The sequence below is a fragment of the Serratia sp. BNK-17 genome (assembly GCF_048684935.1).
Lineage (GTDB): Bacteria > Pseudomonadota > Gammaproteobacteria > Enterobacterales > Enterobacteriaceae > Serratia > Serratia nematodiphila.
The window spans coordinates 79,398-105,460 of the sequence record NZ_JBLQTR010000001.1 but is presented as its reverse complement, the minus strand read 5'-3'; the positions used below and the strand labels follow the sequence as shown (position 1 = coordinate 105,460).

The window sequence follows — 26,063 nt, the reverse complement described above, 5'->3', positions numbered from 1 at the left end:
ATCCCATCATGCCGCCGGCAGCGAGATCGCCTGATCGAAACTGGTGGGCGTCGCCATGCGCCACATGCGGGCGTAGAACTCGCTTTTGATCTCCGGCTGCAGCAGCGCGCCAGGCTCCAGGTAATAATAGATATCGGCGTATACCTTGATCTCGGTCGGCGTGATGCGGCGCAGCATATGGTGCGAGGTCAGCTGCTCCGGGCGGCTGACGCCGGCCGCCGCCAGCATGTCTGCCAGCGCTTTCACCGTATTCTGATGGAAGTGGTAGACGCGTTCCGCCTTGTTCGGCACCACCAGCGCCTTTTGCCGCAGCGGATCTTGCGTCGCTACGCCGGTCGGGCAGTGGTTGGTGTGGCAGCTTTGCGACTGGATGCAGCCGACGGCGAACATAAAGCCGCGCGCCGAATTCACCCAGTCGGCGCCGAGCACCAGCACGCTGGCGATGTCAAAGGCGCTGATGATCTTGCCGCTGGCGCCAATCTTGATTTGGTCGCGCAGGCCGCAGCCCACCAGCGTGTTATGCACGAACAGCAGCCCTTCGCGCAGCGGCATGCCCATATAGTTGGAGAGTTCGAGCGGCGCGGCGCCGGTGCCGCCCTCCTTGCCGTCCACCACGATGAAGTCCGGCAGAATACGGGTGTGCAGCATCGCCTTGACGATGGCGACGAACTCCCACGGGTGGCCGATGCACAGCTTGAAACCGACCGGTTTGCCGCCTGACAGCTCGCGCAGCTGTTGGATGAACTGCATCATTTCCAGCGGGGTGGTGAAGGCGCTGTGCGAGGCCGGCGAGATGCAATCCACGCCTTCCGGCACGCCGCGGGTGGCGGCGATTTCCGCATCTACCTTCTTCGCCGGCAGAATGCCGCCGTGGCCGGGTTTAGCACCCTGGCTGAGCTTGATTTCAATCATTTTCACCTGCGGGCTTTGCGCCTGTTCGGCAAAGCGGCGCGGATCGAAATGGCCGTCGGCGGTGCGGCAGCCGAAATAGCCGCTGCCCAGCTCCCACACCAGATCGCCGTTGTTTTCGCGGTGATAGCGGCTGATGCTGCCCTCACCGGTGTCGTGGTAGAAGTTACCCTTGGCCGCGCCGAGGTTGAGCGCGCGGATGGCGTTGGCGGAGAGCGCGCCGAAGCTCATGGCCGAAATGTTGAAGATCGACGCGGAGTAAGGCTGGCGGCAGTCGGCGCCGCCGATGGTGATGCGGAAACTGGTTGGGTCGGCGGCTTCCACCGGCCGCATGGAGTGGCCGATGCACTCATAGCCGGTTTGGTAGACGTCCAGCAGGGTGCCGAACGGTTTGTCACCCATCTCGTTTTTCGCCCGGCGATACACCAGCGTGCGCTGGGTGCGCGAAAACGGGATCTCTTCATTATCCTGCTCGAGGAAATACTGGCGCAGCTCCGGACGGATGAACTCGAAGAAGAAGCGCAGGCGGCCGATGATCGGGTAGTTGCGGCAGATAGCGTGGCGCTGCTGCGTGAGATCGTAGATACCCAGCACCATCAGGCAACCGCAGGCCAGGGCCGGCAGCCAGAACCACGGATGGTTGTGCATCATGATCAAGAAAACCAGGGTGAGCAAAATGCTCAGCACAAAGCAGGTATAGCGGCTGAATAAGGACGACTTCATAACATCTCCTGATGTTTATTTTAATCCACACGACATGACTCACGGATAATCCGTGTGCAAATCGTAACCAACAGGAGGGGATGTTGTGTGTCTGTTGCTGCTTTGTCGCCAGTTGTTACATTAATTTAACGTGGCGGAGGGCGGGTGGGTTGCCGCGCGGCGTACCGCGCAACAAGCCAGGGGGGTTATTTGCCGGCGACGAAGATGGTGCTCATGCTACGCAGCCGCAGCTTTTTCATCGCGCTGTATTTTTGCGAGAAGATGGTTTTCGGGTGTGTGCCGCGCTTTTCCGCAATGTGCAGCAGGCTGTCGCCACGCAGCAGGTTGAAGATCACGTCGCTTTCCGCCGGGCTGAGCTCGCGGGTTTTCTGCACTCTGATGCCACCCGGCTCCTTGTTTTCCAGCAGCCGCTGGATTTTTTCCTGCAGCGAATAAAGCGGAATACGGGTAGAGACCAATTCAACGGAAATTCCCAGGATCGACAGCAGTTTCACGACGCGCTCGTCGTCATAAAAAACCAGCAGGCGCGTCTTGCTCTTGTACTGTTGGTGCAGGGACACCAGGCTTTCGATCACGTTGACGCTCTGTTCCAGGTTTTGCGAGGTGAAAATCAGCGCAATATCGTGCTTGGTGATCTTTTCTGCTTTGGCGCCGCCGTGCATGAAATCGGAAAACAGGCGGATATCGTACGCGCCGTAGTGTTTCTTCAGCAGCACCGACAGGCCAACATAGCTGTACTTACACTCACTGATCACAAGAACGTTATTTTTAGACATAGGGCAAACACCAATACCGAGTTAAAAGTATTCAGCTGTAAGAAGCGAGTTCAAATCCTTGATGCTGGATTCCTTCCACAGCTTTCCCTGCAGTGCGTAATATGGCATTTCATCCAGCCATTTCTTGTGTTCGGGAGTTTCAACTCCTTCGATAATTACCTTGTAATGATTAAGGTAAAAGAAGCGCAGTAACGCGCGCATCAAGCCCTCGCCGCCGGACTTTTTCATGAAATCCCAAAGCAGAAAACGGTCGAGCTTAATGAAGCGGAACTGGCTGTTGTACAGCGCGGAAAAACCCGCATAGCCAGAACCAAAATCATCGAGCCAAAATGAATAACTATTCAATGACGGATCGCCGTGCACGCGATCTTTCACCAGCCGGGTTGAATTTTCGCTGATCTCAAAATGAATACAGCGCAGGGCATTAATTCGCGCGGAAAAACCGCTGTCGGCCAAAGATTTCAGTGAATAGTCATCCACATTTAAAGTAGCGATAACTTGGTTTTTATAAAACCACTGCTGATATTTTTCGATCAGCTCAATTTGTTCCAACAAAATAGCAATGCGTGTTTCACCGTCCGCATGGCGAAAAAACTGTTCTGGAGAGAAATGGGCGAATTTGCCGTTTAGCGCGAAGCGAGATAAACATTCGACGGCCAATAACTGCCCGGATTTCGCGAACATCGGCTGAAAAACGTAATTAATGCCGCTATTTTTCTCTCTCAATGACCCGTTCATTGCGCAATCCCTGGGTTTGTTTTTAATCAATTGATTTTTGGGTGGAAAAAGAAAAATACTCCGTTGGTTATTGGTAGATTTCTTATTAATGGCGCCATGCTTCAACGCCACTTCGTCACACGGCTATTGCCCAATAGGCACTCAAATTTCAATAGTGATATATTCTGAATTTGCGGCAAATATCAGAATAATATAATGATTTATTGCGCTTAAGGTGACTTGATAAGCTCTTATGCTCTCTAGAACAAAGATTATGCTCATTGGGTTGAATCGTCAATATCGATAGATAGGTATTTGTCGATAGTTTTTTCCTATCAACTTTGGTGATGTGAATGCTTTAAACTATTTAACATTAGGAATTACCTTAGAATATATTGCGTCCCGCAATGAGTTCATCGAGGCAACGCTCCTTTTCAGCAAGGAGTGCAATCGCTGAGTGTATGCTCAGTGGTGGCAATATATATAAGCCCACCACTGAATCGATTATTTTATTGTTCTATGGAGCTGGAAATGAAAAAAGTATTATTGCCTTTGGCTGTGTTGGTATTGTCTGCAACTGCTTCCAACGCAATGGCAGCAAGCGGCACTGTTAAGTTCACCGGTGAAATCAAACAGTCTACCTGCCAGGTGACTAGCGATACTCAGAATAAAGAAGTTTACCTGGGTACTTACCCAACTTCCGCTTTCCAAAACGTGGGTGACAAATCCGCATCTAAAGCTTTCCAGATCTCCCTGGAAAAATGTGATGCCGGCGATTACAGCCTGCGCTTCGACGGTAACACCGTTGCCGGCAACCCAGACCTGCTGTCCGTAAGCAACGTTGGTGGCACCGGCGCTGCGGCGACCGGCGTAGGTATCGAAATCACCGATAACAACGGCAAACCGTTCGCTATCGGCGACGGTTCCAACATCAAAGACGACGTAGCGAAAGTCACCATCGCTGCTGACGGTAAAGCGACCTTCAACCTGCAGGCTCGTTACCGTTCATTCGCAGCAGTGACCGCGGGTCTGGCTAACGCCACCAGCCCGTTCACCATCGAATACAAATAATCATCTTTCAGGACACACACGGCCAAGGATGGCCCGTAGAGGAAACCGATGAAAAAGTTCTTTGCCGCTCTGCTGATGCTGAGCGCCTTTAACAGCCACGCCGGTATCCAGGTAGATGCCACTCGCGTGATCTATAAAGGCGATGAAAAATCCGCCTCGCTGCCCATTCATAACGATGCGCCAGAAGCTTATATGGTGCAGACCTGGCTGGACACCGGTGACAGAAACCAGGTGCCGAAAAATCTGCCTGTCGTTGTCGTTCCGCCGATTCTGAAATTGGACGCTGCCAAAACCGCCGTTTTGCGCTTTATCTATTCCGGTAATGGCTTACCTCAGGATAAAGAAACCCTGCTGTGGATTAACGTGCAGGAAATCCCACCGGCGCCGAAGCAAGAAAACGTGCTTCAGGTTGCGGTGCGTACCCGAATCAAACTTTTTTACCGGCCGGTGGCGTTGAAAACGACGCTGGACGAGCAAGTACAAAACTTGCGCTGGCAGCGTGAAGGTTCACGTCTGCAAGTGATTAACGATGGCCCGCTGCATATTACCTTTGGGGCGCTGCATTTGAAAAACAGCGCGGGCAAGACCGTGGATGTGGACGCCAACATGGTGAGCCCGAAAGATCGCTTGTCGATCAATATCCCGGCGGGCGTCAGCGTCGGCAACAAGATTGCTTTCAGTTATATCAACGATTTTGGCGGTAGAACGGAAGTCAAGGACGTTCCAGTACAATAAGAGAGACAGGGAATGGCAAATCAACGAAAAGTAGCAGGCGGAACGACGCGGCTGACACAGCTGATCCGAATTGCAATCATTGCCGCCAGTGCGCCGATGTTATGGAGTGAAGCGGCGCTGGCAGAGTTTAACATGTCGTTTATTCACGGCGATGAAAACCTGAGCAACGCGGAAGCGGTCGCCCAGGGCGATGCTTTGCAACCGGGCGTTTACCCATTCGACATCTATGTAAACCTGGCTCAGGTTGATCATAAGGATGTTACTTTTCGTCAGGTAAAGGGCCTGGCCGCGTCTCAACCCTGCCTGAAAGTTGAAGACCTGCGCAACTACGGCATCAAACTGCCGGAAACGCTGCAGGCCGGCAGCTGCGTTGATCTGCCTGCGTTGGTTAAAGACGCCACCGCCAGCTATGACGCGGCGGTGCAGCAGATCAACATCTCCGTGCCTCAGACCATGATGGATCTGAGCGCGATCGGCGCGATCCCGCCAAGCATGTACGATGAAGGCATCAACGCGCTGTTCGCCAACTATAACTTCAACTACAACAAGAACAGCTACCGCCGAGATGACGCTGACGACAACGAGTACATGTTCCTCGCGTTGAACAGCGGCGTTAACCTGGGCAGATGGCGCCTGCGCAACAACTCCACCTGGGACAAACAGAGTGGCAGCAGCAGCAACTGGACCAACGTCTCCTCCTGGGCCGAGACCGACATCGTGCCTTGGCGCAGCCGTTTGGTGATGGGGCAGGCGAGCACCAACAACAGCGTGTTCAACAGCTTCCAGTTCCGCGGGGTGCAACTCTCCAGCGTTGACGACATGCTGCCGGACAGCCTGCGCGGTTATGCGCCGGTGGTGCGTGGTGTGGCGGCGACCAACGCCCGCGTCGAGATCCGCCAGAACGGTTACGTCATCTATAGCGCCAACGTCGCGCCGGGTCCTTTCGAGATCCACGACGTCTATCCGCATACCAACAATGGTGACCTGCAGGTGACCGTGAATGAGGCCGACGGTTCGCATAAAACGTTCAGCGTCGCCTACTCTTCCGTGGCCAACATGCTGCGCGAAGGCATTTGGAACTTCCAACTGACCGCCGGTAAATACCACACCGGCGACGGCGGCTATCAGCCGAAACTGATCCAAGGCACCGCGGCGTACGGCATGAACTATGGCCTGACGCCATTCGGCGGCGCCATTATCGCCGAACATTACCGTTCCGCCGCCGTGGGTATCGGTAAGAGCCTGGGATCATGGGGGGCTATCTCCGTGGACGGTTCTATTTCCGATACCGAGCTGGCGAACGGCGATCGCAAGCAGGGGCAGAGCTTCCGTTTCCTGTACTCCAAGTCGCTCAACCAGATGGGCACCAACTTCCAGTTGGCGGGCTATCGCTATGCGACTTCCGGTTATTATGACCTCAGCGATGCGGTCCAGGAGCGCAACCGCTGGCGCAACGGCTTTTATGCCAACGATTACTGGGATCCGAACGATCTGCAGCCAGGCCAGCCTTCCTGGAGCAACAATCAGAAACGCACCCGATACACCGCGCGCTACGGCAACAAACGCGAACGCGTCGAGCTGTCGCTTAGCCAGCAGCTGTGGGCGGGCGCCAGCCTGTATGCCAACGTGAGCCACCAGAACTACTGGGGCGTGTCCGGTAACGATCGCACGATTCAACTGGGTTATAACGACGGCTTCAAGCGCATTTCCTACGGCGTCTATCTACAGGATACGCGCGGCCAGTACGGCTATTCCGATCGCAGCGTGAACTTCACGATGTCGATCCCGCTGGATTGGGGGCAGAACAACAACTCGACCACCGCCAACTTCAGTGCGGCGCACAGCAAACAGAGCGGCGACAGCTATTCGACCGGCATCAGCGGCACCTTGCTGGACGACCGCCGCATGAACTACTCGGTTTCCACCGGGCATACGCAGTCCTCCGGCCAGAGCAGCAACCTGAACCTGGGCTACAGCAGCAGCATCGGTAACATCGACGGTAGCTATGCCTACAGCTCTAAATACCGTCAGGAAGGGCTGGGTCTCTCCGGCGGCCTGCTGGTGCACTCCGGCGGCGCGACTCTGACGCAGCCGTTGCAGAACACCATCTTGCTGGTGGAAGCGAAAGACGCCAAAGGCGTTCGTTTGGAAAACCAGCCGGGCGTGACCATTGATCGCTTCGGTTACGCCGTGGTGCCGTCGGCCACCGCTTACCGTTACAACTATGTAGCGCTGCGGACCGAAGACTTCGGGCCGGGTCTGGATGTGCCTGTGGCCAGCAAACAAGTGGTACCGACCGAGAAATCGGTGGTGAAGGTGAGCTTCGATACCTTCAAGGGGGTCAGCCTGCTGATTCACGCTCGTCTGGGGGATGACGGTTATCCGGCCATCGGCGCCGGCGTGTTCAACGAGTCCGGCCGCAACAGTGGTACCGTGGGCCTGAATGGCGCGACCTATGTCTCCGGTGTGCAAGCGGGTGAAAAACTGACGATCAAATGGGGCCCGAAAGCCGACCAGCAATGCGTACTGCCGATCCCGGCGAACGTGGGCGACAAACAAGTGGCCATGGGATATCAGGAACTGACTCTGCAATGCCAAAAACTGTAAGGTACACCATGAACTTGAGCAAATTAGCACGTAACACACTTCTGTCAGTGGTGGGGCTGGCGGGGTTGGCGATGGCGCAACAGGCGGCGGCGATGCAGTGCCGCTTCGGCAACTCGACCGGTTCAAAAAATCCGACCGGCAGCGTAACGCAGGATATCGACGTTGGTCGCCCGATCGTGCTGGCCGCCAGCGACTTTGTCGCCGGCAACTTGATCTGGCGTTCGCAGAACTTTACTTCGACCTTTACCTGTTGGGATACCGATCGCAACCCGAAAGGGGAAAACGCTTATATCTACTGGAACCCGCAGAACTCGTTCGGCGCGCTGGATAAGTCATTGTCAATTGGGGTGTCGATCAACGGCGTCGACTATGACTCGGTTAACCTGCTGCAAAGCGGCAAAACGCCGACCGGCCCCAATCTGGGGCCGGGTACCATCCGGACTAACGGCAGAAACCCGGCGGCGCCGCAGGCGGTGACTGCCTCCTATTCGGTATACATCAAAGCCACCGGGGTGAAACCGCCGGCCGGCAACTTTGCACCTTTGGGGCGTGCATCGCTGTTCCAGATTGACGGGGTCGGCGGTTTGAACGCCACCAAAGACAGTAACTTTAACGCCTATATCAAAGGGCTGGACAAGATCCGCGTGATCCAGTGCAACCCGCAGATCACCGTGTTGGCCAACAATGGCGCCAGCGTCGATTTCGGCGTGCTGACGACTTCCAGCGCCAAAGCCGGCACTATCGCCAAGCAGGTGCCGTTCGACATCAAGGCCAGCCTGAGCGGCGGCGAATGTGCCGGTCAGTCGTTGCAGGCCAGTTTCAGCAGTACCAACGCCGATCCGTCAGACAACACGCAGATCCTGCCAACCACCAAACCGGGCGTGGCTATCTTCCTGACTCAGCAGCGCGACACCAACAAAAAAGCGATCCCACTGCAAACCAACGTGGATTTTGGCGGTCTGCTGCAGGATAAGCAGAACGAAGTAAAAGAGACCTTTATCGCCAACCTGAAATGGCTGACCAATACGCCGAAGACCGGGGTATTCAATGCCACCGCTAACGTCGACGTCACCTTCAAATAATTCGGTGTCTCGTCAATAGAGAAAGGGTTCAGTTCTCGCGAACTGAACCCTTTTTTGTGCCTTATACCGCGCTGATTAACGCAGCCCCATCCAGCTGGTGCAAACGCCTTCCGGCGGCTTGCCGGCGTACCAGCGGGGCAGCATGGGGGCATCATGGCGCGGTTCGGCCTGCATTTCTATCGGCTGCGCCGGCCATTCTGCGACGTCCCAGCGGGTGGTGCGGCGATACACCGCCGGGGTTTTGCCGAACTGTTTCTTGAAGGCACGCGAGAACGAAGGCTGAGAGTCGAAATGGTATTGCAGGGCGATATCCAGGATCGGTCGTGGAGTGGAGCGCAGCGCCTGCGCCGCCTGCGACAGGCGCCGCTCGCGGATATAGCTGCCGAGCGCGTGGCCGGTGGTGCTGCGGAACATGCGCTGCAGGTGCCATTTGGAGTAGCCCGACTTGGCGGCGACGTTATCCAGCAGCAGCGGTTGATCCAGATGAGTTTCAATCCAGTCTAGTAAATCGTGAATGATATTGACGCGATCCATGGTTTTAGTTCTCCCGCAAAAACGACATTCAGGTCACAGTGACTTAGCTTAATTATCCAAGAATATGCTTTGATAATAGGCGTGACTACGCCGTTACGCAAGGGTAAGCCGGGGATAAAAAGGTGGCCAAAAATGCTCTTTGAACGGCAGGGGAATAAAAGAAAGGCCGCATAAAGCGGCCTTTTCAGTAGGAAGTGACGGAAAATCAGTTAGTTTCCGGTTTCACTTCAATGTAGTTCAGACCCAGCACGCTGCTGGTGTAACCGCGGATCTTGTTGGTCATCTCGATATCGCCGTTCAGCTTGTGGCCGTAGGACGGGATGATTTCTTTCAGCTTGCTCTGCCATTCCGGCGTCGCCACTTTGTCTTTGAACACGGTTTCCATCAGGTGCAGCATGATTGGCGCAGCGGTGGAAGCGCCCGGCGAAGCGCCCAGCAGAGCGGCGATGCTGCCGTCTTCAGAGCTGACGACTTCGGTGCCGAACTGCAGCACGCCGCCTTTATCCGCGTCTTTCTTGATGATCTGTACGCGCTGGCCTGCGGTCCACAGCTTCCAGTCTGCCTGCTTGGCGTCCGGGAAGTACTCTTTCAATGCGGCGAAGCGATCGTCGTCGTTCATCATCAGCTGGCCGACCAGGTATTTCACCAGATCGAAGTTATCCAGACCGACGTGGGTCATCGGCATCAGGTTCGAGGTGCTCAGCGAGTGCAGCAGATCAAACAGCGAACCGTTCTTCAGGAACTTGCTGGAGAAGGTGGCGAACGGCCCGAACAGCAGCACGCGCTTGCCGTCCAGCATGCGGGTATCCAGGTGCGGCACGGACATCGGCGGCGAACCTACGCTGGCCAGGCCATACACTTTGGCCAGGTGCTGGTTGGCGATCTCCGGGTTGGTCGTGACCAGGAACTGGCCGCCGACCGGGAAGCCGCCGTAACCGTCGGCCTCAGGGATGCCGGATTTCTGCAGCAGGGTCAGGGACGCGCCGCCTGCGCCGATGAACACGAACTTGGCGTTAACGGTGGTTTCTTTACCGTCGCGGTTCAGATCGGCAACGGTTACGCTCCAGGTCTGGTCGGCGTTGCGCTTGATGTCGCGCACTTCGTGGCTCAGGTTCAGCTTGAACTTGTCGCTGGCGCTCAGTGCGTCAACCAGCTGGTGGGTGATCACGCCGAAGTTAACGTCGGTACCCAACGGCATGCGGGTCGCGGCGATTTTCTGCGCCGGATCGCGGCCGTTCATCACCAGTGGCGCCCACTGTTTGATTTGCGCAGGGTCTTCGGAGTATTCCATGCCGCGGAACAGGGTGCTGTGCTGCAGCGCCGCGTAGCGTTTACGCAGGAAGTTGACGTTGTCGTCGCCCCACACGAAGCTCATGTGCGGCACGCTGTTAATGAAGGATTTCGGATCTTTCAGGACATTGTTTTTCACCTGATAAGACCAGAACTGACGGGAGATTTCGAAAGACTCGTTGACCTTCACCGCCTTGCTGATGTCGATGGTGCCATCGGCTTTTTCCGGCGTGTAGTTCATTTCGCTGAAGGCGGAGTGGCCGGTACCGGCGTTGTTCCAGCCGTTGGAGCTCTCTTCCGCCACGCCGTTCATGCGCTCGTACATGTCGATGGTCCAGGTCGGCTCCAGCTCATGCAGATAGGTACCCAAGGTGGCGCTCATGATGCCGCCGCCGATCAACACCACGTCGACGGTTTTATTCTTCTCTTCAGCCGCCGCCTGTTGCGTAACGCCAAACAGGCTGAGACTGAAAATCAGGACGAGTAATTTTCTCATTGAATTAAATCTCTTGTGTGTAAATTCTACTCATTGCAGGTGAAAGAATTTAGCGGGAGTTACCCTGGAAATAATGAAGCCGACCGCCCGGCGTGAGCCGATAGGCAGCAATAATGCCTTTTTGTTAATAGGGTTTTTAACGAAAAGTGAACTATTGCAGGCCGTCCGGATGCAAATTGATCGGTTCACGTTACTGGCGGGGTATTATTGTTTGCGAGAATGTTAAAAACTACTTTTGTAACTAAAAAAAATGAATATAAGCAAAAATAGGCCGGTTGCTGTCGCAGTAATAAACAAAGAGGGAAGAAAGGTCGTATAACCGCGTTATTTCCATGGGGTAATTGTCGCGCAATTAAACGTTATTTCGTTATCACACAATAATTGCGGTTAAATTGCAAATGCCTATCGGTAACCAATAATAAATGGCCGCCGTTGCGGGCGGCCATCGTGCAGAAGGAGGTTACTTGATGCCCATCGCATCGCGCATGGTGAAGAACAGATCGGTCTGATCGGTCAATCCCACCACGTTGGCGGCGTGCGGGCCGTAGGCCGCGACGCGCAATTGGGTGCCGGTGTGCCCCTGCGACTCTTCTTCCGAGTTGCCGTAGCTGAGGGTCATCGGCGCGCCGTCTTTGGTGGTCAGCATCTGGGTCAGGCCCGGCGCTTTGGCGTCGGCGGCGACGATCTGGCTGGAGTGCGCATGGTCGGCGGTGACGATCACCAGCGTGTTGCCGTCGGCGCGGGCGAAGGCCAGCGCTTTTTGCACCGCTTCGTCCAGATCGACGGTTTCACCAATCTGCCCGCACGGGTTAGCGGCGTGATCCTGCTTATCGATCGACGCGCCCTCTACCTGCAGGAAGAAGCCGTTCGGGTTATCTTTCAACAGTGCGATCGCTTTTTCGGTCATCGCCGCCAGCGTTGGCGTGGCCGCGGTGCGCGCCGGGTTGTTTTCGCAGGTTACCGCCGGCTTGTCGAGGTTGCCGTGATAGCTGGCTTTCGGCCCCAGCCAGCGCACCGGCATGTTGCCGTCGGCGAACAGACCCAGCAGCGGTTTTTGCTGGTTGGCCAGCGTAACGGCCTGCAGCTCATCCGCGTTGCTCACCCACTGGTAACCCTGCGCCGCCGCCTGATCTTTCAGCGATTTTCCTTGCCATTCGCCGCTTTTCGCCAGCTGGTTGAAGGACTTCGCGCCGCCGCCCAGCGTGACGTCGGCGCGGGTTTTCAGCAACTGCTCGGTGATGGAGCCGCGGCCGCCGTTTTCCAGCGCGTTAGCGGCGCATTTCTCGCTGGTTTCCTCCGGGCCGTAGCATTTGCGCGAGGTGACGTGCGACACCTGCGCCGCCGGCGTAGCGTCTTGCAACTCGGCGGTGGAGACGTTGCCGGTGGCCTTGCCGGCCGCTTTGGCGATCTCCAGCAGCGTCGGCTGATCTTTGCCGTTCACGTCCACGCCGAGCGCGCCGTTATAGGTTTTCACCCCGGTGGTCCAGGCGGTGGCGGAGGCGGCGGAATCGGTCACGTAATCCGGCTTGTGGGTTTTCTTGTCCAGCGAGTAGTGGGTGTATTGCCCGGTCAGCGGCAGGGCGTCGATGCCCTTGAAGTAACCGCCTGCGCCTTCAGCGTAGTTGCGCGCGGCGGTGATCTCGGAATCCCCCATTCCGTCGCCGATCAGCAGGATCACGTTTTTCGCCGTTTTGTCCGACAGCGACGCCTTCAGCGCGGCGGTCTGATCGCCGGCCAGACGACGGGCGCCGCCCGGTTCGGCGAGGTTGCCGCGCGCGGCGCGTTCGGTCAGGCCATCGGCATTGGCCGAGGTTTCCGCCGCGATGGCGGAGGAACAGAGCAGGGCGGACAGCACGGCGCCGGCGATCAGGGATACAGCAGGTTGCATGGGGTAAGCTCCTTGTCGTAATACAACAATGTAAATAACATCAAATTGTTACGAAAGGAGAGTAGAGCAGAGGGATGACAATTTTATGACAATGAAAGACGGGATGGCCCGGCGGCCACCCCGTTTGACAATCAGGCCGCGCGCGCCGGGATAGCCAGCCCGCGCTGCACCGCCGGCCGCGCCAAACCGCGCTCCAGCCACTGCGCGACGCGCGGGAAACTGTCGAACGCCACCAGCTCGCGCGCCTCATAGAAGCCGATCAGGTTACGCACCCAGCCCAGCAGCGAGATATCGGCGATGGTGTAGTCCGCGCCCATGATCCAGTCGCGGCCTTCAAGGCGCGTTTCCAATACGCCGAGCAGGCGTTTCGATTCATTCTTGTAACGCTCCAGCGGCCGCTTGTCTTCATATTCGCGTCCGGCGAATTTGTGGAAGAAACCGAGCTGGCCGAACATTGGGCCGACGGCGGCCATCTGGAAGAACACCCACTGAATGGTTTCGTAACGCTGCGCCGGATCCTGCGGCAAGAAACGCCCGCTCTTTTCCGCCAGGTAGAGCAGAATGGCGCCGGATTCGAACAGCGGCAGCGGCCGGCCGCCGGGGCCGTCGGGATCGATGATCGCCGGGATCTTGCCGTTCGGGTTCAGCGCCAGGAATTCCGGCGTCCAGGTCTCGTTGTTGCCGATGTCGATCAGGTGCGCTTCATAAGGCAGGCCGATCTCTTCCAGCATGATGGACACTTTGACGCCGTTCGGCGTCGGCAGAGAGTAGAGCTGCAGCCGTTCCGGGTGCTGAGCCGGCCAGCGTTTGACGATCGGGAATTGGGTGGAATCGAGCATGGAAACTCCTCGGGTTGGCGGGGTCGCTTAAGCGTACCCCTTGAGTATTGCAGTAAAACTACCCCGCCGCCGGGTTACACCGTGAGGTCAAAATGTGCGGCCAGCGCTTTTTTACCGGCGGGGGGCAGCTGCAGTTCGCGGCTGTCGAGCCGGCGGACGATCCAGCCGCGTTGGATAAAGGCGGCTAACAGCGCGGCGCCCAGCGCGCCACCGAGGTGAGAGCGGCGTTCGCTCCAGTCCAGGCAGCCGCAGGCGAAGCGGCGGCGGGTGGGAGCGGGGGAGCAATCGACGCCCAGCCGCGCCAGCGCGGCCTGACCGACGTCGCTTAACCGGTAGTCTTCTTCGCCGGTCAGCCAGTTCAGCGCATGCAGCCGATCGTGCAGCTTCACCGCCACCTCGCCCGCCATATGGTCGTAACAGGTGCGGGCATATTGCAGCGAGGTGGGCGTGCTGCTTTTCACCGACGGGCGCGGCACGCCCGCCAGCGCCATCAGACCCTCCAGCGCTGCGGCCACCGGTTGCCCGGCCAGCCGAAAATAGCGATAGCGCCCCTGTTTGACGCAGGCAATCAGCCGCTGCTCCAGCAGCTTCGCCAGGTGTGCGCTGGCGGTAGACGGGGCGACCTCGACCGCCGCGCTGAGCTCGGTGGCGGTGTAGGCGCGCCCGTCCATCAACAGGCACAGCATGCGCGCCCGGGTGCGGTCGGCGATGGCGGCGCTCAGCGCCGCTAAACGATCTTCTATCTCGATGTTATGCATACTTCGAGGTTAGACGAAGTATGACGGCGCGTCCATCGCTAGCCTGTGGCTATCGCATTCTGGTGCTGTGCGCCCGTGTCCGCTGGATATTGATGAGCGGGCGCTGAAATCGGTGCAGTGGCGCCGTTCACTCAATGCGCGCGTGCCGGAATTTTACCGTTGAGAGGAGACGAGGATGATTGCCGTGATGTTTGAACTGCAGGCTGCCGACGGGCAGCGCGATACCTACCTGACGTTGGCGGCGGAGCTGAAGCCGCTGCTGGCGCAGATCGACGGATTCATTTCCATCGAGCGCTTTCAAAGCCTGGCCGATCCTGCATGCCTGCTGTCGCTCTCCTTCTGGCGCGACGAGGCGGCGGTGCAGCAGTGGCGCAATCTCGAACAGCACCGGGCGGCGCAGGCGCGCGGCCGTGGAGAGGTGCTGGCGCAGTATCGCCTGCGGGTGGCGGAGGTGGTGCGGGACTACGGGCTGGAAAGTCGCGACCAGGCGCCGCAGGATAGCCGTTGTTATCACCGTACCTGAGAAAAAGCCCGCCGCCGGCGGGCTTTCACCCGCTATTTCGCCTCGCTGCCCACCTTCATCGCCCCGGCGTAGCTGGCGCCCATCCCCCAGGCGGCGCCGTGGTCGCGAGCGATCTGCAATACGCCCCCCGCCGTGGCTTTACGGCTCCAGTCCTGCTGCCATTCCAGCATCAACGCTACCCAGTTGATGGGCGTGGCGCCTGCCTGAACCAGACGCTGCATGGCGTTGTTTTGGCTGTCTGGCGTAATGTCGCCGGTGACGTCCGACAGGATATAAACCTCATACCCCTCGCCCAGGGCGGACAGCGCCGGCAACATCACGCAACTGGCGGTCCACAGCCCGCCGATGATGATTTTCTTGCGGCCGGATTGTTTGATCAGATCCACCACGCGCCGATCCTGCCAGACGTTGATGGCGGTGCGGTCGTACACCTGCAGGTCCGGGCGTGCCTGCGTCACCTGCTGGAATACCGGCCCGGCGAAGCTTTTGGCGTTGGCCGAGGCCAGAATGGTCGGCACGTTGAACACCTTGGCGGCCTTGGCGATGCCGGCGGCGTTATTCACCAGATTAGTTTGATCGATAGAGGAAATGGTCATGCCGAACATGTCCTGCAGATCGACCAACAGCAACAGGCTGTTGTCGGCGGTCAGCGGCTGCACATAACCCGCCTGGCGGCTATCGGCGGCGGGGGATTGCGCCAGCGCGGCGACGGGGGCGGTGGCGGCGCTCAGGCCGAGCATCAGGGCGAACAGGGTCTTTTTCATTATTAACTCCACGATTATCAGTAGATTAAATTCACTTACCACTCAGGGAAGCGGTTGGATAAAGTCTACTTAGGTTGTTTAGGTTAATAATCTGTGCTTTATTGAATTTATAATTAACTATCAGGACATAATATGGACGTGCTACTGACGATGCGCGCCTTTCGCCGCGTGGTTGAGCGCAACAGTTTCTATAAGGCGGCGGAGGATCTGACGATCACGCCGGCGGCGTTGAGCAAGCAGATTAAGCAGTTGGAAAGCCGGCTGGGGACGCTGTTGCTCGTGCGCACCACCCGCAGCATGAGCCTGACCGAAGCCGGGCAGATCTATTACCAGGAAGCCTGTCGGTTGCTCGGCGAGTTCGACGCGCTGGAACAGACGGTTGCCGCCAGCGCGCAGCAGGTCTCCGGCACGCTGCGGGTCAATGCGCCGCTCTCATTCGGCCTGACGGTGCTGTCGCCGCTGTTGCCGCTGTTTATGCAACGTTACCCGCAGTTGCAGGTGGAACTGACGCTGGACGACAGGGTATTGGACGTAGTGGCGGCTGGTTTCGATATTTCCTTGCGCATTCGCCGACGGCTGCCGGACTCTTCCCTCAGCGCCCGGGCGCTGGGTGAAGTGCACCAGCGAATTTGCGCCGCGCCCGGCTATTTGGCGCAGCACGGCATGCCGCAAACGCCGAATGAATTACAGCGACACAGCTGTCTGGCCTATTCCCTGGCGGAAAGGCCGGGGCAGTGGCAGTTCACCGCCGGCGAGGAGAGCCTGAGCGTGGCGTTCACTCCCCGGTTGATCGCCAACAACAGCCTGATGCTGCGGGATATGTTGGTGGCGGGATTGGGCATCGGTTCGCTGCCGTCGTTCGTGGCGGATCCCGAGATCGCCGCCGGCAGGCTGGTGCGGCTGTTCCCTGAACAGATTGCCGACGTGCATCAGGTCTTCGCGGTTTACCCGACGCGCCGGCATGTGCAGCAGAAAGTGAGTTTATTCACCGAGTTTGTGCGAGAACAGGGATTGATGACGGCGAATTGACAACGCTGCATGGTTGTCATATTCATTAGCTATGAAAAAATCCTACCGCCCATTCGCGCAAATTATTATCACCCTTCTCCAGAGGGTGGGGTAGCGCGTATGTCGCCAATAAAAACCCGCCTGCAGGCGGGTTTTTTTATCCCCCTCCGGCAACGACCGGAGAACGTTATGCAAACCCATCCTGCAACCCGTTTGCACTGAGCGAAACGGAGTTTGAGCGCCTGGCACAGTACTTTTTTCCCGGCGGAAGAAGAAGGGATGGCCGTCTTGCGTTATGGCGAACGGGACTGAAAACCGGCGCCATGACGGCGCCGGCAACAGGGTTAGGCTTCGGCGTTAAACGCGTTGTGGAAGGTGACCTCCGAGCACGGCAGCGCGCCCTGGAAGGCGATGGCGCGGAAGTAGTCTTGCGGCACGCCCGGCAGGGTCAGCGCGTCCTGCGCCTGGAAGCCGAAACGGCCGTAATAGTTCGGCTCGCCCAGCACCACGCAGCCTGCGGCGCCGCGTTCCTGCAGCTCGGCCAGCAGCCGGCGAATAAGCCGGCTGCCGATCCCCTGGTTCTGACAGGCCGGCAGCACCGATACCGGCGCCAGCCCGAACCAACCGACGGCGCCGTTGCTGAGTGCGACCGGTGAGACGGACGCGTGCCCGAGCGGTGTGCCATTGTGCTCGGCGACCAGCGACAGGGTGAGGGCTCCCGCCGCGCGCAGCGCATTGACGATAAACTGCTCGGTGTGGCTGCTGTGTTCGGCGTGCAGGAACGCGGCGGCGGTCAGGGTGGTGATGGCGCCGGCGTCGGCCGGCGTTTCGTGGCGTAACGTGATGTTCATGGTTGTATCCTGATTCAATAAGGCTGAGCCGACCGGGCTGCCTGCCCGGCCGGTATCGATGATTAACGGTTATCCAGCTGCGCACGCACGGCCTTGAGCCCGGCGAAGGTGACGCGATAAGGGCGCCCCTGGCGAGAGAGGATCAGGCGTTTGGTTTTGAGCTTGGTAAAAACGGCCAGCGAGCAGTCGGCCAGGCCGAGCCCTTCGCGGGTGTAGCATTCGACGTGGGTGACGCGACCGGCGTCGTTGCGGGTGAAGGCGATATAACCGCCTTTGGCCAACACGTGCAGCACGCGTTGTTCCGCTTTGGAAATGTTCATGTTGGGAGATCCTGTAATAACCCCAGATACGCGCATCCCCGCGCAAACGCGCGTCGGATACGTCAGAGTCCCTCGCCATGCGGCAAGGAAGCGACTATCGGGTGGTTACAATCTCCAACATACAGGCCTCGGGCAGTGAAAAACGCCAGGACGGCGTTTAAGCGCAGTTAATGTAGCCAATGGCCGGTTGGCTGTCAATTTGCCGGCGACGCGGGCCGCCGGCGCAAGGCCAATCAGAAAGGCTTGGTCGGCAGGTATTTGCCGTCCAGGGTGATCACCGCGCGTTCGCCGCCGTCCGGATCGGCGACCTTCTTGATATCCAGCTTGAAGTTGATGGCGCTGATGATGCCGTCGCCAAACTGCTCGTGCACCAGCGCTTTCAGTGTGGAGCCGTAGACCTGCAGCATTTCATAGAAACGATAAATGGTCGGGTCGGTCGGCACGCCGCCGGGAATGCTGCCGCGCAGCGGGATGGTTTGCAGCAGCTGCACCGCTTCTTCATCCAGCCCCAGCTTGGCCGCTACGGTGCGCGCTGCCGGTTCCGGCAGCGCATGCTGCCCCAGCAGGGCGGCGGTGACAAACGCCAGGCTGAGGCCGGTGCCCTCGGCCAGCGCTTCGAACGTCAGGTTATGGCGGATCTTGGCGGCCATGATGGTGTCGGTGAGCGCTTCGCGCGGGGCGGCGTTATGCAGAGAGTGTGTCATGTTGGCTCCTTTTGTTGGCTTAAAAACGGGCGATCGCCGGCGTGGCGGTCACCTCGGGATGGGTGGCGAGCGGCACGAAGCGGCGGGTTTCGCCGTCCAGCGCCTCGATAGCGCCGCTGGCGATGTCATAGACCCAGCCGTGCAGCGTCAGGCGGCCCTGATCCAGCGCCAGGGCGACGGAAGGGTGCGTTTTGATGTTGTTGAGTTGGGCGATGACGTTCTCGCGCACCATCGACGCGACCCGCGCCTCGTCGGAGACATGCGGATAAGCCTGATTGACCGCCTTGGCGGAATCGGCGTAACGCAGCCAGCCGGCGACCGTCGGCAGGTGATCCAGACACTGACAGGTGGCGATGGCGGTCATCGCGCCGCAGTCGGAATGGCCGCAGATCACGATATCTTCCACGCCCAGCGCGGCGACCGCGTACTCGACCGAGGCGGTCACCCCGCCGGGTTCGGGGCCGAAAGAAGGCACGATGTTACCGGCATTGCGGATCACGAACAGATCGCCCGGCTCGCGCTGGGTGACCAGCTCCGGCACCAGGCGGCTGTCGGAACACGAGATAAACAGGGTGCGCGGATTTTGGCGGGTCGCCAGCCGCTGAAACAGCGCCGTGCGTTCAACAAAGGCTTCGCGCTGGAACTTCAAGAAGCCCTCAATCACCTCTTTCATTGTTTTTCTCCCTGGGGGGTAAGCGATGACGGCATGATGAACGCTTCTGGCTATAGGATCTAAGACCCATTTATAATGATGGCTATAGGTATTACTAATAGTTGGGGCGCTATGCTGCTGCGACATATCCGTTATTTTCTGGCCGTGGCCGAACAGGGCAATTTCACCCGTGCCGCCGAAGCGCTGCACGTCTCGCAACCGACCTTGTCGCAGCAGATCAAACAGCTGGAGGATGCGCTGGGAGCGCCGCTGTTCGATCGCAGCGGCAGAAGGGTGCAGCTGACCGACGCCGGTGAGGCCTGGATGCGCTATGCGCGCCTGGCGCTGCAGGATCTGGACGCCGGCGCGCGGGCGATCCATGACGTGGCGACGCTGGCGCGCGGCCATCTGCGGCTGGCGATGACGCCGACGTTCACCGCCTATCTGGTGGGGCCGACGATCGATGCGTTCTACCGCCGCTATCCGGGGATTACGCTGAGCATTGAGGAGATGGCGCAAGAGCGGATCGAGGCGCTGTTGGCGCAGGATCGGCTGGATCTGGGCATCGCCTTTGAGATGGCGCAGTCGGTGGAGGTGGAAGCGACGCCGTTGTTCCGTGAGACGCTGGAGCTGATGGTCGGTGCCGATCATCCCCTGGCGGCGCGGCGCCGGCCGCTGACGCTGGCGGAATGGCGGCATCTGCCGCTGGCCTTGCTGAGCGGCGACTTCGCCACGCGTCAGTTTATCGATCGCTACTGCACGCAGTTGGGGTTTCGGCCGCAGGTGGCGGTGGAGGCCAATGCGCTGGGTGCCATCGTCGAGATCGTGCGGCGGGGGCAGCTCGCCACGCTGTTGCCGGCCGCCATTGCGCGCGAGAACCGGCAGTTGAAAAAAGTGGCGCTGGCCAACGCCATGCCGGCTCGGCAGGCGGTGTTGCTGCAGCGCCAAGGCGCTTACCGCAGCGCCGCCGCGCAGGCGTTTATCGCCGTTTTGCAGCAACAGGGCGTTACGCCAATGCCCCCCAGCGCTGCGTCATCCCCAGCAGATGCACCAGCCCGAAGCCGAGGCAAATCAGCGAGCTGACGACGATGAAGCGTTGGCTGCGGCCGGTGTCGCGCAGGGCGAAAGGGCCGGCGACGCCGCGCAGCAGGTAGATAAAGGTGATGATAAACAGCGCGGGCCGCAGCAGCGGCAGCGGCGCGATCAGCCCGGCGCCGGACAGTGCGTACAGCGCCCAAATAAACAGCACCAGCGCGATACCGGCGGTGACGACGGCCGGGAACTTTTTACCCGCTTCCGCCGCCTTAATGAAGCGATCGCCGGCGCCGCACAGCCGATAGCCGCGCGGCCCGGCGGCGATCACCCAAATATGCAGCAGGGCGGCGATGGCGCTCAGCGCGGCGCCGATCAGCAGCGCGGTGTTATAGAGGTGTGGCATGGTTCAGCATCCTTGTCCTAAATCAGTCTGGTATCAAGCGTAGACCAGAATGGGTAAGTCAGGCCGGGGGAGCTCAACGGCCGACATTTGCAGCGCGTCTTCAGGCACCACGCGGGCCTGCGCATCGATAAATGCCAGCTGCACCGGCAGCCCGCTGCGTTTATCCACCAGTTGAACGTGGGGGCTGTCATGCAGAATATGCCGGTGGCCCCATGCCATCAGCGCAACCAGGATGGGCCCCAGGCTGCGCCCCTTGTCCGTCAAGACATATTCATGTCGCTCACGCTCGCCCGGCTCCCGGTAAGCGCGTTTGGCCAACAGTTCTTGTTCTACCATGGCATTCAGACGGTTGCTCAACGCCTGGCGCGAAGCGCCGATATTCTCGCGCAGCTCTTCAAAACGGCGAACGCCGTAGAATGATTCGCGCAGGATCAGCAACGTCCAGCGATCGCCAAGCAGGTCCGCGGCCTGCGCCAGCCCGCACAGGGCAAGAGAAACGGTAGGGAGATCGGGAGATTTTGACATGGGCATTTTCCTTCGCTAGTCTAAGTCTTGTTTTTAGACTTATCTATATTCAAGGAGAGTATAATGCCATTTGTTAATGTGCAAACGGTGAAAGGCATGCTGGATGAACGGCAAAAAAGCGAATTGCTGTCCCGCATTACCGATCTGTTGGTGGAGATAGAAGGGCGAGGCGATCCGGCGTTCAGACAGTCGGTTTGGGTCAGAATCGATGAACATGCGCCCGAACAATGGAGCCTGGGCGGTGTGAAGCCGACGGCGGCGATGATTGCCGCGAAGTTCCCGCCGCGTTAATTCAACTATGCCGCCTGCGAAAAGGATAGGATGCCGTAGGCGCTCAAAATGTCACCGAAACTTCCCGCGATCTCTGTACCCCGTTGTGGCATAATGCGCGCCAAATCACATTCCCTATGTATAAAGAGCGAGCGCTGTGTTAAGCACTAACAACATCACCATGCAGTTCGGCAGCAAGCCGTTGTTTGAAAACATCTCTGTCAAATTCGGCGGCGGCAACCGTTACGGCCTGATCGGCGCTAACGGCTGCGGCAAGTCCACCTTTATGAAAATCCTCGGCGGCGATCTGGCGCCGAGCGGCGGCAACGTGTTCCTCGATCCGAACGAGCGCCTGGGTAAACTGCGTCAGGATCAGTTCGCCTTCGAGCAGTACAGCGTGCTGGACACCGTGATCATGGGCCACACCGAACTGTGGGCGGTGAAGGAAGAGCGCGACCGCATCTACGCCATGGCGGAGATGAGCGAAGAAGACGGCTATAAAGTGGCCGATCTGGAAGTGGCCTACGGCGAAATGGACGGCTACAGCGCCGAAGCGCGCGCCGGCGAACTGTTGCTCGGCGTGGGTATTCCGGTGGAGCAACACTACGGTCCGATGAGCGAAATCGCGCCGGGCTGGAAGCTGCGCGTGTTGCTGGCGCAGGCGCTGTTCTCCGATCCGGAAATCCTGCTGCTCGACGAACCGACCAACAACCTGGACATCGACACCATTCGCTGGCTGGAAAACGTGCTCAACGAGCGCAACAGCACCATGATCATCATTTCGCACGACCGTCACTTCCTGAACATGGTCTGCACCCACATGGCGGATCTGGACTACGGCGAACTGCGCGTTTATCCGGGCAACTACGACGAATACATGACCGCCGCCACCCAGGCGCGCGAGCGTCTGCTGGCGGACAACGCCAAGAAGAAGGCGCAGATCAGCGAGCTGCAATCGTTCGTCAGCCGCTTCAGCGCCAACGCCTCCAAATCCAAGCAGGCCACCTCCCGCGCCCGCCAGATCGACAAGATCCAGCTGGAAGAGGTGAAAGCCTCCAGCCGCCAGAACCCGTTCATCCGTTTCGAACAGGATAAGAAGCTGTTCCGTAATGCGCTGGAAGTGGAAGCGCTCACCAAGGGCTTCGATGACGGCCCGTTGTTCAGCAAGCTGAACCTGATGGTGGAAGTGGGCGAGAAGGTCGCGGTGCTGGGTGCCAACGGCATCGGTAAAACCACCCTGCTGAAAACGCTGGTGGGCGACGCGCAGCCGGACAGCGGCACCGTCAAGTGGTCAGAAAACGCCCGTATCGGTTACTACGCGCAGGATCACGAATACGAGTTCGACGACACCCTGAGCGTGTTCGACTGGATGAGCCAGTGGAAGCAGGAAAAAGACGACGAGCAGGCGGTGCGCAGCGTGTTGGGCCGTCTGCTGTTCAGCCAGGATGACATCAAGAAGAAAGTGAAGGTGCTGTCCGGTGGTGAAAAAGGCCGCATGCTGTTCGGCAAGCTGATGATGCAGCGCCCGAATATTCTGGTGATGGACGAACCGACCAACCACCTGGATATGGAATCCATCGAATCGCTGAACATGGCGCTGGAGATGTACGAAGGCACGCTGATCTTCGTCTCCCACGACCGTGAGTTCGTCAGCTCGCTGGCGACCCGGATTCTGGAAATCACCCCGAACAAGGTGATCGACTTTACTGGCAACTACGAAGACTATCTGCGCAGCCAGGGCATCGTGTAACCCTCGCGGCAACGCATCAGGGCGGGAATTATCCCGCCCTTTTTTTATCCGTCATTCCCCGCCGCACACCTCGCAGTGCGGATCCTTCGGCAGCGTCATCTCGCGGAACTGCATGTTCATTGCATCGAACATCAACAGCTTGCCGCGCAGCGGTTGACCGTAGTCGGCCAGCAGTTTGATGGCTTCCATCGCCTGTAGAGTGCCGATGGTGCCGACCAGCGGCGCCATCACGCCCGCCTCGACGCAGGTGAGGGCGCTGTCGCCGAACAGCCGGCTCAGGCAGCGGTAGCAGGGCTCGCCCGGCTGATAGGTGAACACGCTGAGCTGGCCTTCCATGCGGATCGCCGCGCCGGAAACCAGCGGCTTGCGCTGTGCGTGGCACAGGCGGTTCAGCGCGTCGCGCGCTGCCACGTTGTCGGTGCAGTCCAGCACCAGATCGCAGGCGGCGATCTCTGCCGCGACCGCGTCATCTTCCAGACGGCCGTCGATGGCATCGATGCGGATATGCGGATTGATGGCGCTCAGCTCCTGCCTGGCGGAGGCGACTTTGCTCTGGCCGATGCGATCGTCGCGGTGCAGGATCTGGCGCTGCAGGTTGGAGAGCGAGACGGTGTCGAAATCCACCAGCACCAGATGGCCGACGCCGGCCGCCGCCAGATAAGGCGCGGCGGCGCAGCCCAGCCCGCCCAGTCCGGCGATCAGCACGCGGGCGGCCTTCAGCTTCTCCTGGCCATCGAAGTCAAAGCCGCGCAGCACGATCTGGCGGTTGTAGCGCAGCGCTTCGGCGTCGGTCAATTCCGGCAGCATGCTCAGCTCCTCAGCAGGGCGTTGAACGGCTCGATCTCCACCGTTTCACCCGCCGCCACCGAACCGCGTTCGCGCTCCAGCACGATGAAACAGTTGCCCTGGCTGTAGGAGCTGAAGATGTGCGAGCCCTGGTGGCCGGTGGTGCTCACCTCCAGTTCGCCCGCGGCGTTGCTGCTGAACACGCCGCGCTGAAAATCGAGGCGCCCCGGCGATTTCTTCAGCGGCGTCAGTGCCCGCGCGCGCAGGCGCGGCGGCAGGCGCCAGTCGCTGTGGCCGGCCAGCTTCGCCAGCAGCGGTTGCACCAGTTGGTAGAAGGTCAGGGCGGCGGAAACCGGGTTGCCCGGCAGGCCGCAGAACCAGGCGTGGCCCAGTTTGCCGAAGGCGAACGGTTTGCCGGGTTTGATCGCCAGCTTCCAGAAGCTGACCTGGCCCAGTTCGTCGAGCATCTGTTTGGTGTAGTCGGCCTCGCCGACCGAGACGCCGCCGCTGCTGATCACTGCGTCGGCCTGGCTGTCCGCCTGTGTAAAAGCGGCGCGCAGCGCATCGCGATCGTCGCGGATAATGCCGAGATCGAGCACTTCACAGCCCAGCTGCTCCAGCATCAGGCGCACCGCGAAGCGGTTGGTGTCGTAGATCTGGCCTGCCTGCAGCGGCTGGCCGACCGGCTGCAGTTCGTCGCCGGTGGAGAACACCGCAACCTTCAGCTTACGCATCACCTGCACTTGGGCGACGCCGAGCGAAGCCAGCAGCGGCAGCTGCGCGGCGCCCAGCTTCACGCCGGCCGGCAACACGCTCGCGCCCCGGCGAATGTCTTCGCCCGCCAGACGGATATTCTGGCCGGCTTCTACCGGGGCGGTAAAACGCACGCCCTGGTCGCTCACTTCGGCCTGTTCCTGCATGACCACGGCGTCCGCCCCGGCCGGGATCGGCGCGCCGGTCATGATGCGCACGCAGCTGTTGGCCGGCCATTGGCCGTCGAACGGCGCGCCGGCGAAGGCTTTCCCGGCGACCGGCAATGGCGCATTGGCCGCCAGATCGGCGAGGCGTACCGCATAACCGTCCATCGCCGAGTTGGCGAACGGCGGCACGTCAAGCGGTGAGACCACCGGCGCGGCGGTGATGCGGCCGGCGGCGGCGGTCAGCGCGACGGATTCGGTTTGTTGCAGCGGGGCGATCTGCCCGAGCATTTTTTCCAGCGCTTGCTCCAGGGAGATGAGATCGGAAGTATGGCAATGATCCATAAGGGGAACTCCGTAATCAGGGGGCGCAATGATAGCGACAAAGTGCGGCTATTATGGCAGAGAACGTTGGGGGGGAGAACGGGTTATGCCCGCCATCTTTCGCACTGCGCCGGAAGCGCGAACGGGTATAAACTGCGTAAAACACAGGAGGATCATGATGCATAAACAGGTTATCGAGTTCTGGTTCGACGAGATCGAACCGGTGATGTGGTTCAAAAAGGACGATGATTTCGATCGTCTGCTGCATAGCCGCTTCGGCGAAATCTGGCGGGCGGCGGCGGCGGGGGAACTGGCGCACTGGCGCGATAGCATCGAAGGGCGCCTGGCGGAGGTGATCGTGCTCGATCAATTCAGCCGCAACCTGTTTCGCGGCACGCCGCAGTCGTTCGCCTGCGACGGCATGGCGCTGGTCCTGGCGCAGGAGGCGATCCGCAGCGGCGAGTGCGAACGGCTGAGCCGTGAGCAGCGCGGCTTCCTTTATCTGCCGTTCATGCATTCGGAATCGCCGCTGATCCACCAGCAGGCGCTGGTGTTATATACCGAGCTTAATAACGGCGACCAGCTGGAGTTCGAGCTACGGCATAAGGCGATCATCGATCGTTTCGGCCGCTACCCGCATCGCAACGCAATATTGGGGCGCATCAGCACGCCGGAAGAAGAGGCCTTTTTACGGCAGCCCGGCTCGGGTTTTTAATCGTCGGATCATCTGCGCCCGGCTGGGGGAAAAACAGCAGGCCGGGCGCCACAATAAGTGTGACTCAGCGCGAACGTTTATTTCATTACGC

General features: G+C 59.3%; 27 protein-coding genes. 10 read left to right on the top strand and 17 right to left on the bottom strand.

Going from position 1 to position 26,063, the window contains the following annotated elements:
* Positions 1-6: 6 nt before the first annotated feature.
* The 3 genes from ACMGF7_RS00460 to ACMGF7_RS00450 form a co-directional block, all read right to left on the bottom strand.
* The gene (locus ACMGF7_RS00460; protein WP_015377182.1) at positions 7-1,632 is read right to left on the bottom strand and encodes an FMN-binding glutamate synthase family protein; all 1,626 of its coding nucleotides are present in this window, start codon (positions 1,630-1,632) and stop codon (positions 7-9) included.
* A 185-nt stretch (positions 1,633-1,817) separates the two neighbouring features.
* Positions 1,818-2,408, bottom strand: coding sequence for a LuxR family transcriptional regulator (locus tag ACMGF7_RS00455; protein ID WP_049241249.1), 591 nt, complete (start codon positions 2,406-2,408; stop codon positions 1,818-1,820).
* Between the two features lie 21 nt (positions 2,409-2,429).
* Complete coding sequence (locus ACMGF7_RS00450) at positions 2,430-3,146, bottom strand: EAL domain-containing protein (RefSeq protein ID WP_420286329.1); 717 nt, start codon at positions 3,144-3,146, stop codon at positions 2,430-2,432.
* A 510-nt stretch (positions 3,147-3,656) separates the two neighbouring features.
* Here ACMGF7_RS00450 and ACMGF7_RS00445 point away from each other — a divergent pair.
* The 4 genes from ACMGF7_RS00445 to ACMGF7_RS00430 are packed head-to-tail and all read left to right on the top strand — an operon-like array spanning position 3,657 to position 8,620.
* On the top strand, positions 3,657-4,196 hold the full coding sequence (locus tag ACMGF7_RS00445; RefSeq protein WP_049241252.1) for a fimbrial protein: 540 nt from the start codon (positions 3,657-3,659) through the stop codon (positions 4,194-4,196).
* Between the two features lie 48 nt (positions 4,197-4,244).
* Entirely contained in the window at positions 4,245-4,931 is a 687-nt protein-coding gene (locus ACMGF7_RS00440; protein WP_049241254.1) for a molecular chaperone, read from the top strand.
* A 12-nt stretch (positions 4,932-4,943) separates the two neighbouring features.
* Positions 4,944-7,538 carry a fimbria/pilus outer membrane usher protein gene (locus tag ACMGF7_RS00435; protein ID WP_420286328.1) on the top strand — a complete coding sequence of 865 codons (2,595 nt, stop codon included), beginning with the start codon at positions 4,944-4,946 and terminating at the stop codon, positions 7,536-7,538.
* A gap of 14 nt (positions 7,539-7,552) precedes the next feature.
* Entirely contained in the window at positions 7,553-8,620 is a 1,068-nt protein-coding gene (locus ACMGF7_RS00430; protein WP_370531143.1) for a fimbrial protein, read from the top strand.
* A gap of 75 nt (positions 8,621-8,695) precedes the next feature.
* Here the strand turns inward: ACMGF7_RS00430 and ACMGF7_RS00425 are convergent, their stop codons facing one another.
* From ACMGF7_RS00425 to ACMGF7_RS00405, 5 genes are all read right to left on the bottom strand, one after another.
* Positions 8,696-9,154: a helix-turn-helix domain-containing protein gene (locus ACMGF7_RS00425; protein WP_049241259.1), complete on the bottom strand. Its 459-nt coding sequence runs from the start codon at positions 9,152-9,154 to the stop codon at positions 8,696-8,698.
* A gap of 205 nt (positions 9,155-9,359) precedes the next feature.
* Positions 9,360-10,940 carry a malate dehydrogenase (quinone) gene (gene mqo, locus ACMGF7_RS00420; protein ID WP_049241261.1) on the bottom strand — a complete coding sequence of 527 codons (1,581 nt, stop codon included), beginning with the start codon at positions 10,938-10,940 and terminating at the stop codon, positions 9,360-9,362.
* 460 nt (positions 10,941-11,400) lie between these two features.
* A complete protein-coding gene (gene phoA / locus ACMGF7_RS00415) occupies positions 11,401-12,828 on the bottom strand; it encodes an alkaline phosphatase (protein ID WP_049241263.1) in 1,428 nt (475 codons plus the stop codon).
* A 131-nt stretch (positions 12,829-12,959) separates the two neighbouring features.
* Positions 12,960-13,667 (bottom strand): glutathione S-transferase N-terminal domain-containing protein, encoded by a 708-nt coding sequence (locus tag ACMGF7_RS00410; RefSeq protein ID WP_004939065.1) that lies wholly within the window; start codon positions 13,665-13,667, stop codon positions 12,960-12,962.
* 74 nt (positions 13,668-13,741) lie between these two features.
* On the bottom strand, positions 13,742-14,425 hold the full coding sequence (locus ACMGF7_RS00405) for an ArsR/SmtB family transcription factor (protein WP_033633731.1): 684 nt from the start codon (positions 14,423-14,425) through the stop codon (positions 13,742-13,744).
* Positions 14,426-14,600: 175 nt separating this feature from the next.
* Between ACMGF7_RS00405 and ACMGF7_RS00400 the strand changes: the two genes are divergently transcribed.
* Positions 14,601-14,948 (top strand): antibiotic biosynthesis monooxygenase family protein, encoded by a 348-nt coding sequence (locus ACMGF7_RS00400; RefSeq protein ID WP_049241264.1) that lies wholly within the window; start codon positions 14,601-14,603, stop codon positions 14,946-14,948.
* 32 nt (positions 14,949-14,980) lie between these two features.
* Here the strand turns inward: ACMGF7_RS00400 and ACMGF7_RS00395 are convergent, their stop codons facing one another.
* On the bottom strand, positions 14,981-15,712 hold the full coding sequence (locus tag ACMGF7_RS00395) for an isochorismatase family protein (RefSeq protein ID WP_015377190.1): 732 nt from the start codon (positions 15,710-15,712) through the stop codon (positions 14,981-14,983).
* A 132-nt stretch (positions 15,713-15,844) separates the two neighbouring features.
* On the opposite strand from ACMGF7_RS00395, the gene ACMGF7_RS00390 reads away from it, so the two are divergent.
* Positions 15,845-16,741, top strand: a complete 897-nt coding sequence (locus ACMGF7_RS00390; RefSeq protein ID WP_049241266.1) for a LysR family transcriptional regulator — start codon at positions 15,845-15,847, stop codon at positions 16,739-16,741.
* A gap of 323 nt (positions 16,742-17,064) precedes the next feature.
* On the opposite strand, the gene ACMGF7_RS00385 is transcribed toward ACMGF7_RS00390, so the two are convergent.
* From ACMGF7_RS00385 to ACMGF7_RS00370, 4 genes are all read right to left on the bottom strand, one after another.
* Entirely contained in the window at positions 17,065-17,571 is a 507-nt protein-coding gene (locus tag ACMGF7_RS00385; protein ID WP_049241267.1) for a GNAT family N-acetyltransferase, read from the bottom strand.
* A gap of 62 nt (positions 17,572-17,633) precedes the next feature.
* Positions 17,634-17,891 (bottom strand): YjhX family toxin, encoded by a 258-nt coding sequence (locus ACMGF7_RS00380; protein ID WP_004939031.1) that lies wholly within the window; start codon positions 17,889-17,891, stop codon positions 17,634-17,636.
* Between the two features lie 233 nt (positions 17,892-18,124).
* On the bottom strand, positions 18,125-18,595 hold the full coding sequence (cynS, locus tag ACMGF7_RS00375) for a cyanase (protein WP_004939029.1): 471 nt from the start codon (positions 18,593-18,595) through the stop codon (positions 18,125-18,127).
* Positions 18,596-18,614: 19 nt separating this feature from the next.
* Positions 18,615-19,268: a carbonic anhydrase gene (locus tag ACMGF7_RS00370; RefSeq protein WP_004939026.1), complete on the bottom strand. Its 654-nt coding sequence runs from the start codon at positions 19,266-19,268 to the stop codon at positions 18,615-18,617.
* A 111-nt stretch (positions 19,269-19,379) separates the two neighbouring features.
* On the opposite strand from ACMGF7_RS00370, the gene cynR reads away from it, so the two are divergent.
* A complete protein-coding gene (gene cynR, locus ACMGF7_RS00365) occupies positions 19,380-20,330 on the top strand; it encodes a transcriptional regulator CynR (protein WP_049241270.1) in 951 nt (316 codons plus the stop codon).
* On the opposite strand, the gene ACMGF7_RS00360 is transcribed toward cynR, so the two are convergent.
* Together ACMGF7_RS00360 and ACMGF7_RS00355 are read right to left on the bottom strand one after the other, a co-directional pair.
* Positions 20,254-20,685, bottom strand: a complete 432-nt coding sequence (locus ACMGF7_RS00360; RefSeq protein WP_033640893.1) for a hypothetical protein — start codon at positions 20,683-20,685, stop codon at positions 20,254-20,256. The two genes, cynR and ACMGF7_RS00360, sit on opposite strands and share 77 nt — an antisense overlap.
* Before the next feature lie 33 nt (positions 20,686-20,718).
* Positions 20,719-21,210 (bottom strand): winged helix-turn-helix transcriptional regulator, encoded by a 492-nt coding sequence (locus ACMGF7_RS00355; RefSeq protein ID WP_420286327.1) that lies wholly within the window; start codon positions 21,208-21,210, stop codon positions 20,719-20,721.
* A 63-nt stretch (positions 21,211-21,273) separates the two neighbouring features.
* On the opposite strand from ACMGF7_RS00355, the gene ACMGF7_RS00350 reads away from it, so the two are divergent.
* Complete coding sequence (locus ACMGF7_RS00350) at positions 21,274-21,501, top strand: tautomerase family protein (protein ID WP_015377198.1); 228 nt, start codon at positions 21,274-21,276, stop codon at positions 21,499-21,501.
* Positions 21,502-21,637: 136 nt separating this feature from the next.
* Positions 21,638-23,230 carry an ABC-F family ATPase gene (locus ACMGF7_RS00345; RefSeq protein WP_049241274.1) on the top strand — a complete coding sequence of 531 codons (1,593 nt, stop codon included), beginning with the start codon at positions 21,638-21,640 and terminating at the stop codon, positions 23,228-23,230.
* Between the two features lie 51 nt (positions 23,231-23,281).
* Here the strand turns inward: ACMGF7_RS00345 and moeB are convergent, their stop codons facing one another.
* Positions 23,282-24,037: a molybdopterin-synthase adenylyltransferase MoeB gene (gene moeB, locus ACMGF7_RS00340; RefSeq protein WP_164095324.1), complete on the bottom strand. Its 756-nt coding sequence runs from the start codon at positions 24,035-24,037 to the stop codon at positions 23,282-23,284.
* Between the two features lie 2 nt (positions 24,038-24,039).
* Positions 24,040-25,278 carry a molybdopterin molybdotransferase MoeA gene (gene moeA, locus ACMGF7_RS00335; protein ID WP_164095325.1) on the bottom strand — a complete coding sequence of 413 codons (1,239 nt, stop codon included), beginning with the start codon at positions 25,276-25,278 and terminating at the stop codon, positions 24,040-24,042.
* A 157-nt stretch (positions 25,279-25,435) separates the two neighbouring features.
* Here moeA and ACMGF7_RS00330 point away from each other — a divergent pair, with 157 nt between their 5' ends.
* Positions 25,436-25,972 carry a DUF924 family protein gene (locus tag ACMGF7_RS00330; protein WP_164095342.1) on the top strand — a complete coding sequence of 179 codons (537 nt, stop codon included), beginning with the start codon at positions 25,436-25,438 and terminating at the stop codon, positions 25,970-25,972.
* The last annotated feature ends 91 nt before the right edge of the window (positions 25,973-26,063 follow it).